Here is a 15910-nt window from a genome sequence, read left to right on the forward strand (position 1 = left end):
CCACGCCCGCGACATCCGCCTGTTCGTCAGCCCGGCACCCGCCGCCGCGGCACGGGCCTGACCGAGAGAGGGGCGGCCCGCGCCATGGGCGGCGGGCAGTTTAGTTCCATCGGAAGGGGTTCAGACCCGACGGTGACGGGCGGCGGCGGATCCGTAGATCAGACCGGCCATCAAGCCGACGGCGACGGCGGCGCCCAGCGGACCGCCGGCTAGGGCGCCCAAGCCGACACCGGCCATCTTGCCCATGGTCAGGAAGCCCGCGGCCTTGGCGGTTCCCGCCGCCACGGCGCCACCGGCACCGGCGACGGTGGAACGAACGACCGCGCGGGACCCGGCGGAAGGAGAGAAGGTGGCGGCTTGACGGCTCATGGGGCATCTCCTCGGCTATGATTGCGAACAAATCGCATCTACAGAAAGCCGCAATTGCCACTCATTGTCAATGGGTATTCGCATCGCCCCCGATGAGCCGCGCGGATTGCCGTGCCGCTTGGGGGGGGGCCCGCCTCAGTCGGCGGTTTCGTCGGCGGCCAGCGGAACTCCGAACAGCTCCAGGCGGTGGCCCACGACCCGGTAGCCGTAGCGCGTGGCGATTTCCTTTTGCAGGGATTCGATCTCCTCGCTGGAGAATTCGATGACCTTGCCGGTTTTCAGGTCGATCAGGTGATCGTGGTGATCACCGTCAGCTTCTTCGTAGCGGGCGCGGCCGTCGCCGAAATCGTGCCGCTTCAAGATGGCGGTTTCCTCGAACAGCCGCACGGTGCGATAGACCGTGGCGATGCTGATATGGGGATCGATCTCGGCCGCCCGGCGGTAGACTTCCTCCACATCCGGATGGTCGGAGGACTCGGACAGGACGCGGGCGATGACCCGGCGCTGGCCGGTCATTTTCATGTTCTTGTCGATGCAACGTTGTTCGATTCGAGAAATCATGGCCGTCTCATCCGATTTTTCCTGCCGGTTCAGGGGGAAAGGTACCATCAAGGGAGAGGTTGGCAAAGCGCGAGAGCGCAACCGCGCGTTTCGCTGCCGTCGCGGTCATATAGCGTCCTGCTGTGCGGAGCCGGGGGCGGTCAGCGAGCCGATGATCTGGCATTGGGCGACCACCTGTCCGCAGCAATTCTTCATCTTCCGCAATTCGTCGCGCAAAAGGGTGAGGTCGGCAATTTTGCGTTCCACCTCGTCAAGATGGAGGAGAACCATCTGATCGGCGCCTTCGCACGGGGAATCGGGTCGTTCGGCCAGAGTCAGCAGGGCACGGATGGAATCGATGGAAAAGCCCAGATCGCGGCCCCGGCGAATGAAGCGGAGCCGCTGAATATGGTGGTCCTCATATTGCCGAAATCCGCCCTGGCTTCGTGCCGGCGGCGGCAGCATCCCGATCTTCTCGTAGTAGCGGATGGTTTCGATGTTGACGCCGGTCTGCCGGCTGAGGCCGCCGATATTGAAGGGCTGAAGCGTCATGATTTTCCGTTGACTCTGTAGTGGCTCCAGGGGCCATGCTCCACTTGAATCGGGTGATTGTCCAGCGCGATCACGGGCCGCGTCGAAGGAGTTCGGGTCATGTCGGAAGCCAAATCTTGCTGCACCAGCAAATGTTGCGGCGGGGGCGCGTCAGCGGCTCTTCCCACTGCGGCGCTCCAGCCGCCTCGGCCGGGTAAGTCCCGGGCCTTCCGCATCACCGGCATGTGCTGCGTCGAGGAGATGCGGACGCTGAAGGCGGCCGTCGGCCCGCTGGCCGGAGGGGACGAGCGCCTGAGCTTCGATCTGCTCAACGGCAAGATGATTGTCCGGGCCGATATCGACGCCGACGCGGTGATCGCCGCCGTTTCGCGCACGGGAATGAGGGCGGAGCCGTGGGAACGCACCAGCGTGGCCGAGCGCGACAAGGCCAATTCCTCGCGCCGGTTGCTTCAGGCGGTTCTGGCGGGGCTCAGCGGCGGCGCCGCGCTGCTGGGGCTGATTCTCGACCAGGCGGTCAAGGTGCCGCTCCCCGCCCAGATCGCCGAGGCCGTGGCCGTGGCGGTGGGCTTGTGGATGGTGCTGCCCAAGGCACTGCATGCCTTTCGCTCGCTGCGGCCGGACATGAATTTGTTGATGAGTGTCGCGGTCTTCGGTGCCATGGCACTGGGGGACTGGATGGAGGCGGCTACCGTTTCGGCGCTGTTCGCGCTGTCCCTGGCGCTGGAGAGCTGGAGCGCCGAGCGCGCTCGCCGGGCTATCGCCTCGCTGATGGAACTCACCCCGCCCATGGCGCGGGTAAAGGGAACCGACGGAGCCGAATCCCTGGCGGCGCCAGAGGATGTACCCGTGGGGGCCGTCTTCGTCGTGCTGCCGGGTGAACGCATTCCCCTGGACGGCCGCGTCCTGGTGGGCGAAAGCATGGTGGATCAGGCGCCGATCACCGGGGAAAGCGTGCCGGTGCTGAAAAGCGTGGGCACGGAGGTTTTCGCGGGCACCATCAATGCCGACGGCGTCTTGGAGGTGCAAAACCTTAAACCGGCCGGTGAAACCACCCTGGCCAAGGTGGCCCGGCTGGTGGAGGAGGCCCAGGGCAAGCGATCCAAGGTGGAGCGCTGGGTCGATCGCTTCGCCGCGATCTATACCCCCGTCGTCCTGGCCGGTGCCGTGGCGGTGGCGGTGCTGCCGCCGCTGGCGCTCGGCCTGGACTGGTCCGAATGGATCTACCGCTCCTTGGTGTTGCTGGTCATTTCATGCCCCTGCGCCCTGGTGATCTCGACGCCGCTGACGGTGGTGGCCGCCATGGCCTCGGCGGCGCGGGCCGGTGTGCTGGTCAAGGGCGGGGAATATCTTGAAACGGCGTCGCGGCTGTCCGCCATCGCCTTCGACAAGACGGGAACCGTGACTTTGGGCCGCCCCGGTGTCGAACGGGTGATGGCGCTGGACGGCGGCGACGAGGGCCGCATCTTGCGGCTTGCGGCGGCGCTGGAGGCGCGCAGCACCCACCCGCTGGGCCGGGCCATCCTCGATCACGCCGCCGCCGGGGGCATTGCTCCGCCTCCGGCCGAATCCGTCCAGTCCCTGCCCGGCAAGGGGATGTGCGGGGTCGTCGACGGCGAGGCGGTGTGGCTGGGCTCCCATCGTTACGCGATGGAGCGGGGTGCCGAGACGCCTGCCGTGCGCGAGGCGGCCCTGGCCTTGGCGGAAGGGGGGCGGTCGGTGGTGGCGGTGGGGGATGCCGCCGGGGTACGCGGGCTGATCGCCCTGTCCGATCCCATTCGTCCGGAAGCCGCGACGGCGCTGGCGGGCCTACGCCGGGCCGGGGTGGGCAAACTGATCATGCTGACCGGAGACAACGCCGCCACCGGAGAGCGGGTGGCCGCTGCCCTGGGCTTCGATCTCGTCCTGGCGGAACTGCTGCCCGAGGACAAAAGCGAGGCCATGGACGATCTCGCCCGGCAATTCGGAACCGTCGCCATGGTGGGAGACGGAGTCAACGACGCCCCCGCCATGGCCCGGTCGTCCCTGGGCATCGCCATGGGGGCCGCCGGAACCGATACCGCCATCGAAACCTCGGATCTGGCGCTGATGTCCGACGATCTGACCAGGTTGGCCTGGCTCATCGGCCATTCCCGCCGGATGATGACGGTCATCCGCCAGAATATCGGTTTCGCCATCACCCTGAAGGCGGTGTTCATGGTGCTGGCGATTTTGGACATCGCGACCCTGTGGGGAGCCATCGCGGCGGATATGGGAGCGGCCCTTCTGGTGGCCTTCAATGGATTGCGCTTGCTGAAGGCCGGCGCTACTCAGAGGTCCGAGGACGGCATGGGCTTATCCTCGTCGTCGAATACCTTGAAACAGAGGCTTGCCTAGGGATGGAGGGGCGATCATGCATGTACACAATCTGTCGTCATGGCAACACAGCCACCATTTCCAATCGGGCCTGGAAGCATCCGCCGAACGCCGGACCAAGATCGTGGTGGCTCTGACCATCGCCATGATGGTGGCCGAGATCGCGGCTGGCACGATCTTCAACTCCATGGCACTGCTGGCCGACGGCTGGCATATGTCCACCCATGCAGGCGCCTTGGGAATCGCCGCCTTCGCCTATGCCTTCGCCCGCAGTCACGCCGACGACCAGCGCTTTACCTTCGGCACCGGCAAGGTCGGGACGCTGGGCGGCTTTACCAGCGCCATTATCCTTTGCATGGTGGCGCTGCTGATGGTGTGGGAATCGGCAAACCGCCTGATGACGGTCCAAGCCATCGCCTTCGACGAGGCCCTGATGGTCGCCGTCATTGGGTTGGTCGTCAACGTGGTCAGCGCCGGGATCTTGGGCGGACACGGCCTCGGCGACGACCATGATCACTGCGGCCACCACCACGATCACGACCATCATCGCGACCATCACGACCACAATCTCCAGGCCGCCTATATCCATGTCCTGGCAGACGTCCTCACCTCGGTGTTGGCCATCGCCGCCCTGCTGCTGGGGAAATATCTGGGGTGGTGGTGGATGGATCCCATGATGGGATTGGTCGGGGCCGCCGTCATCGGCAAATGGGCCTGGGGCTTGCTGCGCAAGACCGGTTCGGTCTTGCTGGATCACAGCGACGACCGGGAGCTGCCGGAGGAAGTCCGCGCCGCCATCGAGGGCGATGCCGACAACCGGCTGTCCGATCTTCATCTCTGGCAGATCGGGCCGGGCCATTGGGGGGCCATCGTCTCACTGGTGACCCGCACCCCGCGCGAGCCGGGCCATTACAAGACGCTGCTGGCCGAGGTTCACGAACTCAGCCATGTCACGGTGGAGGTCCATCCCTGCGACGGGGCGTCTTGCGGCTAAAGCGGTTTGCGCTTTATCTGGCGCAAACCGCTTTGGCGAGCATTGAGCGAGCGGCCAAGCAAACCGTAGGTTTGCGCCCGGCGAGGGCATACATAAGATTAAAGCCTTTTGCGTCACATTCGACGTAAAAGGCTTTAGGGGGGGCTTCCCGATCGGCTTATGGCAATCGGCCTTGATCCGGCTTGCCGCGGGGGCGGGCGGTGCTGTGGTCCGGCTATGATTTCCGGGAAAAAGGGGATGAAATCAGGATGTGGGCCATTCCGACATACCTTCTGGCCGCTTTCGCCGAGATCGGCGGTTGCTTCGCGTTCTGGGCCTGGCTCCGGCTGGGCAAATCGCCCTTCTGGCTGGCTCCGGGGATGGCCAGTCTGGCCCTGTTCGCCTGGGCCTTGACCCGGGTCGATGCCGATTTCGCCGGTCGCGCCTATGCGGCCTATGGCGGCATCTACATTTTGTCGTCGTTGGTGTGGATGTGGGCGGTGGAAGAGAGCCCGCCGGACCGGTGGGACGTTCTGGGCGCCGCCTTCTGCCTGGCGGGCGCCCTGGTGATTATTTTCGCCCCCCGCGGCGAGTGATGCCGTAATCGGCCGCAGGGCGGCGGGGGGGGGTTCGTCAGGCGATTCCGGTGGCTACCACCGAAACCCGCATCTTGCCGGCCAGGGCGTCGTCGAAGGTGGATCCGAAAATGATGTTGGCCTCGGCGGCCACTTCCTCGCGGATGCGGTTGGCGGCCGAGTCCACCTCGAACAAGGTCATGTCCATGCCGCCGGTGATGTTGATCAGGACGCCCTTGGCCCCCTTTATGGAGGTGTCGCCCAGCAGCGGGTTGGAGATGGCGGCCTCGGCGGCGTCGATCGCGCGCTTTTCGCCGGCGGCCTCGCCGGTGCCCATGATGGCCTTGCCCATTTCGCTCATGACGATGCGGATATCGGCGAAATCCAGGTTGATCAGGCCGGGCATCACCACCAGATCGGTGACGCTGCGCACCCCGGAATTGAGCACGCCGTCGGCCATCTTGAAGGCGTCGGCGAAGGTGGTGCGCTCGGTGGCGACGCGGAACAGGTTCTGATTGGGGATGATGATCAGGGTATCGAGCTCTTCTTGCAGGGCTTCAATGCCGAGATCGGCGGTGTGCATGCGGTGCTTGCCTTCGAAGTGGAACGGCTTGGTCACCACGCCGATGGTAAGGATCCCCTGTTCGCGGGCGGCCCTGGCGATGACCGGTGCCGCGCCCGACCCGGTGCCGCCGCCCATGCCGGCGGTGATGAACACCATATGGGCGTCGCCGATCAGGTCTTGGATGTCTTCGAGACTTTCTTCCGCGGCGGCGCGGCCCACGTCCGGGCGCGAACCGGCGCCCAATCCCTGGGTAACCCGGCCGCCGAGTTGGATGCGTCGCTCGGTCAGGCTCAGCCCCAGCGCCTGGGCGTCCGTATTGGCGACGATGAATTCCACGCCCTCGATCTTGGACTGGATCATGTTGTTGACGGCGTTGCCGCCGGCTCCGCCGACGCCGATCACCACTATTCTCGGACGGACTATCGTCATCGCACCATCACCGCCGATAAGACATGCGCCGCGTGTCCAGCCTCATCAGCCGATCCGCAGGGCGCGCAGCACGTTCCCGCCCCGCCACTGGTGAAAGCGATACCACAGCAAAACGATGACGGCCGCCGCATAGACATAGGGTTCGCCGTTTTCGTGATTGGCGGCAAGGATGAAGTGGAGCGCCACCAGGGCGTTGATCACATAAGTAGCACTGTGCAGTTTCTTCCAGCGCTTGCCGCCGATCCGCTTGATCTGGCTGTTGGCCGAGGTGAAGGCCAGTGGAATCAGCAGCGCGAACGCCACCAGACCGAGCAAGATGAACGGCCGCTTGTAGATGTCGCCCATCATGTCGCCCAGATTGAGCGCCCATTCCAAGGCGATATAGGCCAAGACGTGCATCACCGCGTAGAAAAAGGCGAACAGCCCGATCATGCGCCGGTATTTGGCCAGGGTCTTGATGCCGGTGATTTCCTGGACCGGACGCATGGCCAGGGAAATAATCAAGAAGGTGAAGGCCCAATCGCCGAGATAGCGGTTGACGAAGCCGACGGGGGCCTCGCCCAGGGACCCGTTGGAGATATAGCCCTCGATGACGCTGCGTCCCACCAGCCAGACGAAGGGCAACGCGGCGGTCAGGAACACTAGCGGCTTCCAATCCACGGTGCGGGCCGATTTCAGATGATGGTCGCAGGTTTCGTCGATGCCGTTGGCCAGCAGCCAGGCGGCGTAAAGGGTCACCAGCATCTTGCCCGTTCCCATCAAGATGAACGGGGCGCGGGGGCCGAGGGCGTCGAAATAATAGCCGCCGCTTTGGACCAGCATGACGGTTCCCAGGCCGCCGACCAGATAACCGGCTCCCACCATGGCCCCCAGGATCGGCTTGGGCGAGGCGTCCACGGTCAGAACCTGAAGGGTCACGAAACATCCCGCATGGCCGATTCCCACCATCAGCAGCGGCAGCGCCACCAGCCAGTTGAAGGGATTGGCGAACATGCCCAGCCAGATATAGCCCAGCGCCGCCAGGGACAGGCTGGCGCCGATGGCGGAAATGCGGCTGTGCCGTTCTATGAAGCTGCGCCATAGCGGCACCGCCGCCAGCACCGCCAGCCCCAGCAGGCCGATCATCACGGCGGCATGGGCGGTGGCGAAGGTGCGGGTCACCCCCACCAGATCGGAAACGGAAATGCACCACAGCGAGAAGAACAGGCTGAGGATGATCACGTCGGCGCGGGTGTAGAAGGCGGCGGCGAAGGCCAGCTGCATGCGCGGATCGCTGGTGATCACCGTCCAGACCTGCCGCAGCGGATGTTCGTCGTCTCCCGAGGCCGGCTGGGGCGGGGCCACGTCCCGCAGATTGCGCCGTGTCAGCTGGAAACCGGCGATTCCGGCCAGCAGCGGCAGGCACATGATGAGGAAGACGCCGCCGGGATAATCGGCCATCTGCATGACGATGGCGGCCAGCATGGTGCCGCCGAACACCATCATGAAGACCAGATTCCCCATGAGGCGCGGCCGGTTGGCGCGCGACGACACATCGCCCACCAGGGTGGACAGCTGCAACTGGACGGTATCGGCGCCCACGGTCAGCAGTACCCGGGTCAGATAGAACAGCACCAGACCGGCGGCGCCGAAGGCCAGTCCTACCTGAAGGCTGAGCAGCGATACCGCCGCGCCGACCACGGCGATCAGGAAGCCCAGGGCGATGATCCGCACCCGGCCGATGCGATCGGACAGCAGGCCGAACCAGCCCACACAGACGATGGAGACGATTTCCGCCACCACCTGGATATCGGCGTTGACGGCGCCTTCCTTTTCGAAGGCGATGCCGAAGATCTTGTCCAGCAGCAGGGGCTGGATGGAAATGGACAGCGCCGCCATCAGGGCGCCCACGGTCATCAGCAGATAGATGATGTTCCATTGGGTGGGGGCGAAGTCGGCCGCCGTCGTCCCCTTGGCCGGAGCCTCAGCGTTCCTCGGCATCCATGCCTCCCGCATTCGCCCAAAGGCCGTTGAGGTGATTGTCGCGCAAGGCGCAGATTTCGCCGTTGGCCATGACGCTCATGGCGTAATCCAGTCCTGCGGCGGCTTGGGTCGGATCGCGGAAGGCGGTGCCCTTGACGAACATGCCGGGACGAACCACGCAGCCCTCGGCCTGCAGATACCAGCGCGGGGCCAAGTCGATCCAGATGGGCGGATTGATGCCGTCGTTGATCTGGATGTAGATGTCGCCCCAGACCGAGCGGGCTCCGGCTCCGGCGATGCTCACGACCTTGCCCTGATAGCGGAAGGGCACCATCCGTTCGTGGGCTTCGTTGCCCAGGGGGACGGCGGCGGGGGCCGGAGCCACCGCCAGGGCCACGCTCACCGCCTCGGGCAGGGGCATGCCCGGTGTGACCGCAGCCGGAAGCGGCGCCGCCTTGGCGCCCTTGGCGACGCTGCCTTTCTTCACGATGGTGTGGCAACTGGCGCAGGGCATTTTTTCGCGGCCGTCCACATGGGGCGCCGGGGTTCCCTGGACGATGGGCAGGGTTCCCGATCCCGGTCCGGTGCCGATGGCCGGGGGGGTGACGATGTGGCAGCTGGAGCAGACCATCTTCTCGCGGCCGTCGCGATGGGGGGCGGGCATTCCGGCGACGATGGGCGGGGCCAGATCGTAGGTGTGGTCCTCCCAGGGATTGGCGTTGAACACGGCGGTCAGAACCAGGGCCATGCTGAAGGCAATGCCCAGCGCCATGATCCAAACCGCGATATTGGGATGTGCAACGGCCTTACTGCTCACGGGGACTCGATCGATGGCAAAGTGTTTAACCGGTTTGTGCTTTGGCGTCGGGGGTGGCCGCTTATAAGAACGGCTCCAAACTGTCGAGGCGGAAGTTTCTCATATCCCGGTTCGGAATGGAATGACCATAGCCCATCAGTCCATGCCGGAATCGGGCGCGGTTTCCGTCCAGACGGGGCTTCCGTCGATCAGGAAGTGTTCGGCTAGGGCTTTTTCCAAGGCCCACAACTCGCCGTCCTCGAAGACGATACGGACGAGGTCGTTGGGATCGCAGGCGGCCACCAGCGAGCGGATCTCGCGGGCTTCGCGCAAGATCTTGGAAATCTGCTGGCGGACGCTTTCGGTGTCCTCGGCGCAACGGCGCAGCTGTTCCGAGCGGTTGACCGCTTCTTGGACCAAGCTGCGGAAAAAGACGTTCTTGTCGCCGGCGAAATAGGCTGTGGTCAGGGTCGAGATGAATTTCCGCGTTCCGTCCCGGTCGCCATGGGCGGCGTTCAGATGTTCGGTCAGCACCTGGGTGGCGGTCATGGACAGATCGTTGAGGGCCAGCCCCAGAACCTCGGCCAAGGCCCGCATGCGGTCGATCCGCTGCGACGGGTCGAGGCCGGGGGCCGCCGGCGCGACGGTGCGGCTTTGGGCGATCTGGGACAATTCCTGGGTGATCTCTTGCGACAGCACCCGCTGGGAGCGCAGCTCATCGACGATGCCGTCGCGGCTGTCGCGGGTCACCTGGACCAGCTGGGCGGTGGCCGAGGCCTGGGCCTCCAACTGGGCGGCCACCGCCTCGCGATGCTCGCGGAACAGCTGGGCCAGCAAGGTCATGGCCTCGTCGGTGCCGGATGCCTGCGCGGGCGCGGCAAGGGCGCGGCCCTCCTGGTTCAGCCGGATCAGCTGGGTGGTCGCTTCCACCTGGGCCTCCACCTGGGCGGCGATGGCGGCGCGATGCTCGCGGAACAGGTCGGCCAGCATGGCCACGGAGCCCTCCGACGACACATCGTTCCGGGACAGGGTGGTCACCTCGGATTTCAAGGTGTCCACGCTTTTCACGATCCGCGAGAGCATGAGAATCAGGACGGTCAGTCCGATCGGCAAGGCGATGGACAGCAGCACGATGAAGAATTCATGGGGAAGCATGGTGAAGAGATTTTTCCAACCATTGAAAATGGTCAGATAGACGATGGACAGGACAGCCCAAATGACCGCGCCGATCAAGGCCGCGCGGGAGGCGGAATTCAACTTGCCGAAGGCTGCCTTGTTAAACCCCATCAACATAAGGACATCTCCCATGATGGCCGCAATCGCCATCCCAATGCGCCGCCCCGCAGGCGTTCCCCTTATAGTAACAGCAAGGCGAACGGCGGGATACCTTCGAAACAATCCATTGATATGGGTTGGGCGTCGATGCGTCAATGACTGAAATTGCGTATGATTATCACAATCCTATGCTTCGTCAACACGATGCTGCATTGTTGAACATGGCGGTGTACATGGCGGCGGCATTATGCTATCGCCCGAAATCAGGGTTTGTCCGGTCCTTGATGGGCTGGCGACAGTGATCGGCGGGCAGGAGGCAAGCATGAGCTATTCCCAGGAAATCAGCAGGGAGTGCAAGGGAGTCTTCTTGTTCCTGGTCGATCAGTCCCGATCCATGAACAAGCCCTTCGGTCCCGATCGGTCGGGAAAGATGGTCAGCCGCGCCGAGGTGGTGGCCAATGCCTTGAACGGCACCTTGGAGGAACTGGTCAACCGCTGCATGCGCGATGAAGGCGTGCGCGATTATTTCGACATCGGGATCATCGGCTACGGCCGCACCAATCGCCCGGAATTCTGCTGGCGCGGCGGCTTGGCGGGTCGTCGGCTGGTTCCCATTCCGGAAGTGGCGGCCAAGGCCGAGATCGAGGAAGTAGAGATCGAAACCGAGATGCGCGGGCAGGTGCTGATCGAGCGCATCACCTTGTCGCGCTGGATCGATCCGGTGGGAGTGGACAGCACCCCCATGAACGCCGCGTTCGGTTTGGCCCATGCCACCTTGGCGGAATGGGTGCGCAACAATCCGGATTCGTTCCCGCCGGTGGTCATCAACATTACCGACGGCATGGCCAACGACGTCAATTCCGATGCCGAGCTTCTGGCCACGGCGCGCAAGCTGACCGGGCTGAAGACCGGCGACGGCAATGTCTTGCTCATCAACTGTCATATCGCGGGCGGCAGCGATGCATCGGTGGTGTTCCCCGCTTCGGCGGCGGAACTGCCCCGCGACCCCTATGCCAAGCTGCTGTTCGAGATGTCGAGCGAATTGTCCAATCGCCATCGCGCCGTCATCTGCGAAATCTTCGACCGTGACCCCGGCCGCACCCCTTCCATCAAGGGCATGGCTTTCAACGCCGATGCCGTGGCGCTGCTCAAGCTGCTGGATATCGGCACCCGTCAGGCCATCGGCCTGTCGGTGGCCATGGAGCCCTTCACGCCGCCGGGAATCGAGGCCGAATCCCTGATCGAGGATTCCTTCGTGCTGGAAGAACCATCCGTGCGGATCGAATATGGCGATCAAGGCTGATCCGCCCTTGATCCGGCGCGCTACCCCCATGCTCACTTGGACAGCCCAGGGCCGCTCGATCGTCAAGCCCCGCAACGACAGCTATGCCGATGGCGACAGGCTGCGGTGGCGGCAAAACGAAGACCGGCTACGGCTGGCCCGGATTCCCAACGGCTTGCTGGCCGCCGTCTCCGACGGAGCCGGAGGGGCGGGGCTGTTCTGCGGCCCCTGGGCCGAAACGCTGGTGAGCCGTCTGCCCAAGACCCCCATCGCTGGGGTGAATGCGCTGAACCAGTGGATGGACGGGTTCTGCCTGGGCTTTCGCTCGGAATATGCCGCCTTGTCCAAAGCCACTCCCGCCCGGCACAGCAAATTCATCCGGGAAGGCTCGTTCGCCACGCTGGCGGCCGGCTGGCTCGTCCATCGCCTGGGCCGGGTCCGGCTGCGATGGATGGGCTATGGCGACAGCCAGATGATGGTGTTCGACCGCACCGGCCGCCAGCCTGTCCTGGCGGCCTGTTATCCAGCCTCGTTGTCGGCGCTGGACCGTGCGCCCCTCTTGCTCAACTGGAAGGATCTGCCGCACGATTCCGGATTCCATGCCGGGGAAATGGTATTGCCGGATCGGGCGACGGTGGTGCTGGCGTCGGACGGGATCGGCCAGTATCTGCTGCTGCGGACCCTGGCCGGTCAGCCCCGCCCCGCGGCGGCGGCGGGGCTGGTGGGAGAATTCCAGCGGCTGTCTGGCACCGGCGAGAGCAAGCTTGGCAAGGCCGCCCGTGCCCATCGCGCCACGCCGGGGCCCGGCCTGTCCGCCGAGCTGACGGCCCTGCGCGATTGCCTCAAATCCGATCAAGCCTTCGCCGAGCAGGTCCGCGCCCTGTGCGGCAAGGGGCTGCTGGCCAATGACGATTGCACGTTGATCATGATCGACGTCGATCTTGCCCGGTCCCGGTGATTCGCCATGCCGTTTCCCCTGATCAACGATTACAAGGCGGCCATCGCCAACGCCAAAGGGCGTTTCGCGACCCTGGACGTCCGGCCGCATCTGGATGCCCGCTGCAGCCCGGTCTTCCTGGCGGGAAACTTCGCCGGGGTGTTCAAGATGGTGACCCCGGAGGGGGAGCATGTGGCGGTCAAGTGCTTCACCCGCGAAGTCTCGGATCTGCCGCGCCGCTATGCCGCCGTGGCCAAGTTCTGCCGGAGCGCCCAATGCCCCTATGTGGTGCCCCTGCGGTTTCTTCCGGCGGAGGTCTTCGTGACCTCCAGCGTCGCCCCCCATGCCGATTACGCGGTGGTGACCATGCCCTGGGTCGATGGTCGGGGCCTGGGGGCCGTCGTCCAGATCCTGTGTCAGCGGGAAAACGCTCCCGCCCTGGCCGGATTGACCCGGGCGTGGAGTCGTCTGTGCCTGGATTTGCTGCAACGGGGCGTCGCCCATGGCGATCTGAAGCACGACAACGTCCTGGTCGGACAGGACGGCGCCCTGAAGCTGATCGACTATGATTCCATGTATCTGCCGGAGTTGAAGGGGCTGGCCTCGACCATGCTGGGGGGCGTCAATTTCCAGCACCCCCGGCGTGAGGTCCGGCATTTCGACGGGACCATCGACCATTTTTCCATGCTGGTGATTTTGCTGTCCCTGCGGGCCTTGACCTTCCAGCCCGATTTGCTGAAGCGTCATCACAACGGCGAGAATCTCGTCCTGACCAAAAGCGATTTCACCCGGCCGGACAGTTCGGATCTGTTGCGGCAATGGGCGCTCAGCCCGGACTTCCATGTCCGCGACTGGACGGAACATCTGATCAAGGCTGCCAAGGCTCCTATGATCAGGATCACCGCCATGGAAGCCCTATTGAAGGCGGCGGCAAAAGTCGAGGCCGTTCCGGCCAAGCCACCCACCAAACGACTTCTCTCATTTTTTTCCTGAGGGCGCAGCAGCCATTGGATTTGACCGGATCGACGAGGGTCTGCTAGTCATAACCTCGGTCGCCGACAAATGCCTGAGCCGTCGGTAAGCCCTCAAGCATGGTCGGGGCCGCCGCCTTGTCGGAGGTTTTGCTAGGCGTTAGCAGCAATTTCACCGGCAATCCACGCACGTCCACGATGGTATGGATTTTGGTGCTCAGTCCTCCACGAGAACGGCTGATGGCGATATCCGTGCCCCCTTTTTACCCCCAGCGGCATGCTGCTGGGCGGGGCACGACCTCCCACATAGAGTCTTGTCAGGAGGGGGGGATCTGCGCTATTGAAGATGCGAGCTAATCGCACTATTTAATTGCGCTGGGTATTCCAATGAAGAAGATTGCCAGTTTGTCGAACGTTTTGGCTGGAGCCCTTGTCCTTCCCTCCCTCGTCCTTGCCGTATTACCTGCCGTTGCAGATGAAGTCACTCCTGAGGTAGAAAAGGGGTTCTGGGATCGTGAGAAGCTGACCGGCGATTGGGGGGGGATTCGCACGGATCTGGCCGACAGGGGCGTCGAGTTGACCGCTACCTACACCGCAGAAACCCTTGGCAATCCCTCGGGCGGCATCAAGCGGCGCGCTGTTGGCGCGGCCCTTCTGCAAGGTGATCTGGACGTCAATCTGGATAAGCTGGTTGGGTGGCAGGGCGGCAAAATCCACGCTACAGCCTTCCATATCCAGGGCCGTCAGCTGACCTCCAACTTTATCGGCGGCCTGATCCCGGTCTCCAGTGTAGAGGCTGCGCCTTCCACCCGTCTGTTCTCGCTGTGGTTCGAGCAAAGCGTGCTCGATGACAGGGCTTCCCTGCGCTTCGGTCAGATCCCCATGCAGGAGGAGTTCTTCACCAGCACCTACGCGGCCTATATGGTGAACAGCGCTTTCGGCTGGCCAGCCATCTATGCCGCCAACATGCCATCGGGCGGTGGCGGCTATCCCCTGGCTAACATGGGCACCCGCCTGAAGGTCAAGCCCACCGAAGAGATCAGCCTGATGGCCGCTGTATTCTCCGGCAACGTGGCGCCTGGCACCAATGTGGGCAACGATGCCCAGAAGCGCAATCGCAGCGGCACGGATTTCTCCTTCGGTTCTCCCCCGGTATGGTTCGGTGAGGCTGCCTATTCCATCAACCAGGACAAGGACTCGCCAGGACTGCCGGCGACTTTCAAGCTTGGTGGCTGGTATTACAACGGCCGGACTGCCGATCAGCATTTCGACAATACCGGCCTGTCCCTGGGCAGCGGCGCCAGCTCGGGCGTCGCCCGGAATCTGCATGGCAACTGGGCCGTTTACGGCATCGTCGATCACATGCTGTGGAAGCGCGAAGGCACGGTGGACAGCGGGGTCGGCGCCTTCTTCCGCACGACATACATGCCTGACGACCGCAATCAGATGTCCTATTGGCTTGATACCGGCCTGACCCTGAAGGGGACCTTCGAGGGGCGTGATGACGACATCACCGGCATCTCGTTCGCCTATGGCAAGATGAGTGACGAGCTGGCGTCGCGCGATGCCGATGCTCGCCGCTTTGGCACCGCCACCGCGCCGGATCACGATTTCGAATCCGTGGTCGAGATCATGTACAGCTACGCCGTCACCCCTTGGTGGTCCGTTACCGGTTTTGGCCAGTACCTGTTCCATCCGGGCGGCACCACCACCTTGCCCGAGAACACCTCCAAGACCATTCCCGATGCCAGCGTGCTGGGCCTCAGGACCTCTTTCAAGCTTTAACCGTTTTCGTGCCAGCCCTGGACTGCCTGAAAATCATCCAGGGCCGCGATACCATGTTTCAGAGGAGTCGTCCCGTGGCGCAGCAGATGAATTCCGACACTCTTACCCTTGCCGACCTTCGCCCCGAGCAGCAGGGTGAGATCGTCAAGATCGAAACCGAGGACGGCGTTTTCAAGCGCCGCATGCAGTCTCTTGGCGTCGTGGCCGGTACTCCCGTCACCTTGGATCGTTCGGCCCCGTTAGGTGATCCGCGCATCTACAGCCTGATGGGCTACAGCCTGGGCCTGCGCAATGCCGAGGCCCAGCAGATCCGCATTCGCTTGAAATAATCATCCCATCCGACATCGCTTCAAGGGTAGCCGTATATGAAATCCCCCGTCACCGTGGCATTAGTGGGTAACCCCAATGCCGGTTCCACCAGCTTGTTCAATGCCCTGACAGGCGCCCAATCCGCCGTCGCCAACTATCAGCGGGTGACGACCTCTTTGAATGTGCGCGAGATCACCCATGGCGGGGTTCCCTTACGCATCGTCGATGTGCCGGGCAT

Annotated in this window: 18 protein-coding genes; 10 read left to right on the forward strand and 8 right to left on the reverse strand. The window is 63.9% G+C overall.

What is annotated here, in order from left to right; translation table 11 throughout:
• Positions 1-120: 120 nt before the first annotated feature.
• From A6A04_RS13890 to A6A04_RS13900, 3 genes are all read right to left on the reverse strand, one after another.
• The gene (locus A6A04_RS13890; protein WP_008615104.1) at positions 121-369 is read right to left on the reverse strand and encodes a hypothetical protein; all 249 of its coding nucleotides are present in this window, start codon (positions 367-369) and stop codon (positions 121-123) included.
• A 135-nt stretch (positions 370-504) separates the two neighbouring features.
• Positions 505-930, reverse strand: a complete 426-nt coding sequence (locus A6A04_RS13895) for a Fur family transcriptional regulator (RefSeq protein ID WP_008615103.1) — start codon at positions 928-930, stop codon at positions 505-507.
• A 105-nt stretch (positions 931-1035) separates the two neighbouring features.
• Positions 1036-1461 (reverse strand): MerR family transcriptional regulator, encoded by a 426-nt coding sequence (locus A6A04_RS13900; RefSeq protein WP_009867026.1) that lies wholly within the window; start codon positions 1459-1461, stop codon positions 1036-1038.
• Between the two features lie 99 nt (positions 1462-1560).
• Between A6A04_RS13900 and A6A04_RS13905 the strand changes: the two genes are divergently transcribed.
• The 3 genes from A6A04_RS13905 to A6A04_RS13915 all read left to right on the forward strand — a co-directional run bounded on the left by A6A04_RS13905 (position 1561) and on the right by A6A04_RS13915 (position 5382).
• Complete coding sequence (locus A6A04_RS13905; protein WP_236686274.1) at positions 1561-3834, forward strand: heavy metal translocating P-type ATPase; 2274 nt, start codon at positions 1561-1563, stop codon at positions 3832-3834.
• A 16-nt stretch (positions 3835-3850) separates the two neighbouring features.
• The gene (dmeF, locus tag A6A04_RS13910) at positions 3851-4807 is read left to right on the forward strand and encodes a CDF family Co(II)/Ni(II) efflux transporter DmeF (protein ID WP_009869366.1); all 957 of its coding nucleotides are present in this window, start codon (positions 3851-3853) and stop codon (positions 4805-4807) included.
• Between the two features lie 248 nt (positions 4808-5055).
• Positions 5056-5382, forward strand: coding sequence for a YnfA family protein (locus A6A04_RS13915; RefSeq protein WP_009869365.1), 327 nt, complete (start codon positions 5056-5058; stop codon positions 5380-5382).
• A gap of 37 nt (positions 5383-5419) precedes the next feature.
• Here the strand turns inward: A6A04_RS13915 and ftsZ are convergent, their stop codons facing one another.
• The 4 genes from ftsZ to mamY form a co-directional block, all read right to left on the reverse strand.
• Positions 5420-6355, reverse strand: a complete 936-nt coding sequence (ftsZ, locus tag A6A04_RS13920; RefSeq protein ID WP_040475729.1) for a cell division protein FtsZ — start codon at positions 6353-6355, stop codon at positions 5420-5422.
• 45 nt (positions 6356-6400) lie between these two features.
• Positions 6401-8335 carry a magnetosome biogenesis transporter MamZ gene (gene mamZ, locus A6A04_RS13925; RefSeq protein WP_009869363.1) on the reverse strand — a complete coding sequence of 645 codons (1935 nt, stop codon included), beginning with the start codon at positions 8333-8335 and terminating at the stop codon, positions 6401-6403.
• A complete protein-coding gene (mamX, locus tag A6A04_RS13930; protein WP_008615076.1) occupies positions 8319-9089 on the reverse strand; it encodes a magnetosome protein MamX in 771 nt (256 codons plus the stop codon). The genes mamZ and mamX overlap by 17 nt, the downstream gene beginning before the upstream one ends.
• Positions 9090-9269: 180 nt before the next feature.
• Positions 9270-10268, reverse strand: coding sequence for a liposome tubulation protein MamY (gene mamY, locus A6A04_RS13935; RefSeq protein ID WP_245651204.1), 999 nt, complete (start codon positions 10266-10268; stop codon positions 9270-9272).
• Here mamY and A6A04_RS23180 point away from each other — a divergent pair.
• From A6A04_RS23180 to A6A04_RS13950, 4 genes are all read left to right on the forward strand, one after another.
• Positions 10257-10547: a hypothetical protein gene (locus A6A04_RS23180; RefSeq protein ID WP_231848986.1), complete on the forward strand. Its 291-nt coding sequence runs from the start codon at positions 10257-10259 to the stop codon at positions 10545-10547. The two genes, mamY and A6A04_RS23180, sit on opposite strands and share 12 nt — an antisense overlap.
• 163 nt (positions 10548-10710) lie before the next feature.
• Positions 10711-11691, forward strand: a complete 981-nt coding sequence (locus A6A04_RS13940; RefSeq protein ID WP_041039569.1) for a hypothetical protein — start codon at positions 10711-10713, stop codon at positions 11689-11691.
• A gap of 28 nt (positions 11692-11719) precedes the next feature.
• Complete coding sequence (locus A6A04_RS13945) at positions 11720-12628, forward strand: hypothetical protein (protein WP_245651205.1); 909 nt, start codon at positions 11720-11722, stop codon at positions 12626-12628.
• A 6-nt stretch (positions 12629-12634) separates the two neighbouring features.
• Positions 12635-13600 carry a protein kinase domain-containing protein gene (locus A6A04_RS13950; protein ID WP_068493893.1) on the forward strand — a complete coding sequence of 322 codons (966 nt, stop codon included), beginning with the start codon at positions 12635-12637 and terminating at the stop codon, positions 13598-13600.
• Between the two features lie 43 nt (positions 13601-13643).
• Here the strand turns inward: A6A04_RS13950 and A6A04_RS23185 are convergent, their stop codons facing one another.
• On the reverse strand, positions 13644-13826 hold the full coding sequence (locus tag A6A04_RS23185; protein WP_082036466.1) for a transposase: 183 nt from the start codon (positions 13824-13826) through the stop codon (positions 13644-13646).
• A 139-nt stretch (positions 13827-13965) separates the two neighbouring features.
• On the opposite strand from A6A04_RS23185, the gene A6A04_RS13955 reads away from it, so the two are divergent.
• The 3 genes from A6A04_RS13955 to A6A04_RS13965 form a co-directional block, all read left to right on the forward strand.
• A complete protein-coding gene (locus A6A04_RS13955; protein ID WP_245651206.1) occupies positions 13966-15363 on the forward strand; it encodes a carbohydrate porin in 1398 nt (465 codons plus the stop codon).
• A 74-nt stretch (positions 15364-15437) separates the two neighbouring features.
• Entirely contained in the window at positions 15438-15692 is a 255-nt protein-coding gene (locus A6A04_RS13960) for a FeoA family protein (RefSeq protein ID WP_245651207.1), read from the forward strand.
• Between the two features lie 36 nt (positions 15693-15728).
• Positions 15729-15910 (forward strand): FeoB small GTPase domain-containing protein (locus tag A6A04_RS13965; RefSeq protein ID WP_156612614.1); only part of this gene is annotated, 182 nt, incomplete at its 3' end.

The organism is Paramagnetospirillum marisnigri, assembly GCF_001650715.1.
Lineage (GTDB): Bacteria > Pseudomonadota > Alphaproteobacteria > Rhodospirillales > Magnetospirillaceae > Phaeospirillum > Phaeospirillum marisnigri.

Bases quoted from the DNA above. Each gene is read 5' to 3' on its own strand.
- A6A04_RS13890 (WP_008615104.1), bottom strand. From the start codon at position 369: ATGAGCCGTCAAGCCGCCACCTTCTCTCCTTCCGCCGGGTCCCGCGCG.
- A6A04_RS13895 (WP_008615103.1), bottom strand. From the start codon at position 930: ATGATTTCTCGAATCGAACAACGTTGCATCGACAAGAACATGAAAATG.
- A6A04_RS13900 (WP_009867026.1), bottom strand. From the start codon at position 1,461: ATGACGCTTCAGCCCTTCAATATCGGCGGCCTCAGCCGGCAGACCGGC.
- A6A04_RS13905 (WP_236686274.1), top strand. From the start codon at position 1,561: ATGTCGGAAGCCAAATCTTGCTGCACCAGCAAATGTTGCGGCGGGGGC.
- dmeF (WP_009869366.1), top strand. From the start codon at position 3,851: ATGCATGTACACAATCTGTCGTCATGGCAACACAGCCACCATTTCCAA.
- A6A04_RS13915 (WP_009869365.1), top strand. From the start codon at position 5,056: ATGTGGGCCATTCCGACATACCTTCTGGCCGCTTTCGCCGAGATCGGC.
- ftsZ (WP_040475729.1), bottom strand. From the start codon at position 6,355: ATGACGATAGTCCGTCCGAGAATAGTGGTGATCGGCGTCGGCGGAGCC.
- mamZ (WP_009869363.1), bottom strand. From the start codon at position 8,335: ATGCCGAGGAACGCTGAGGCTCCGGCCAAGGGGACGACGGCGGCCGAC.
- mamX (WP_008615076.1), bottom strand. From the start codon at position 9,089: ATGGCGCTGGGCATTGCCTTCAGCATGGCCCTGGTTCTGACCGCCGTG.
- A6A04_RS23180 (WP_231848986.1), top strand. From the start codon at position 10,257: ATGGGGAAGCATGGTGAAGAGATTTTTCCAACCATTGAAAATGGTCAG.
- mamY (WP_245651204.1), bottom strand. From the start codon at position 10,268: ATGCTTCCCCATGAATTCTTCATCGTGCTGCTGTCCATCGCCTTGCCG.
- A6A04_RS13940 (WP_041039569.1), top strand. From the start codon at position 10,711: ATGAGCTATTCCCAGGAAATCAGCAGGGAGTGCAAGGGAGTCTTCTTG.
- A6A04_RS13945 (WP_245651205.1), top strand. From the start codon at position 11,720: ATGCTCACTTGGACAGCCCAGGGCCGCTCGATCGTCAAGCCCCGCAAC.
- A6A04_RS13950 (WP_068493893.1), top strand. From the start codon at position 12,635: ATGCCGTTTCCCCTGATCAACGATTACAAGGCGGCCATCGCCAACGCC.
- A6A04_RS13955 (WP_245651206.1), top strand. From the start codon at position 13,966: ATGAAGAAGATTGCCAGTTTGTCGAACGTTTTGGCTGGAGCCCTTGTC.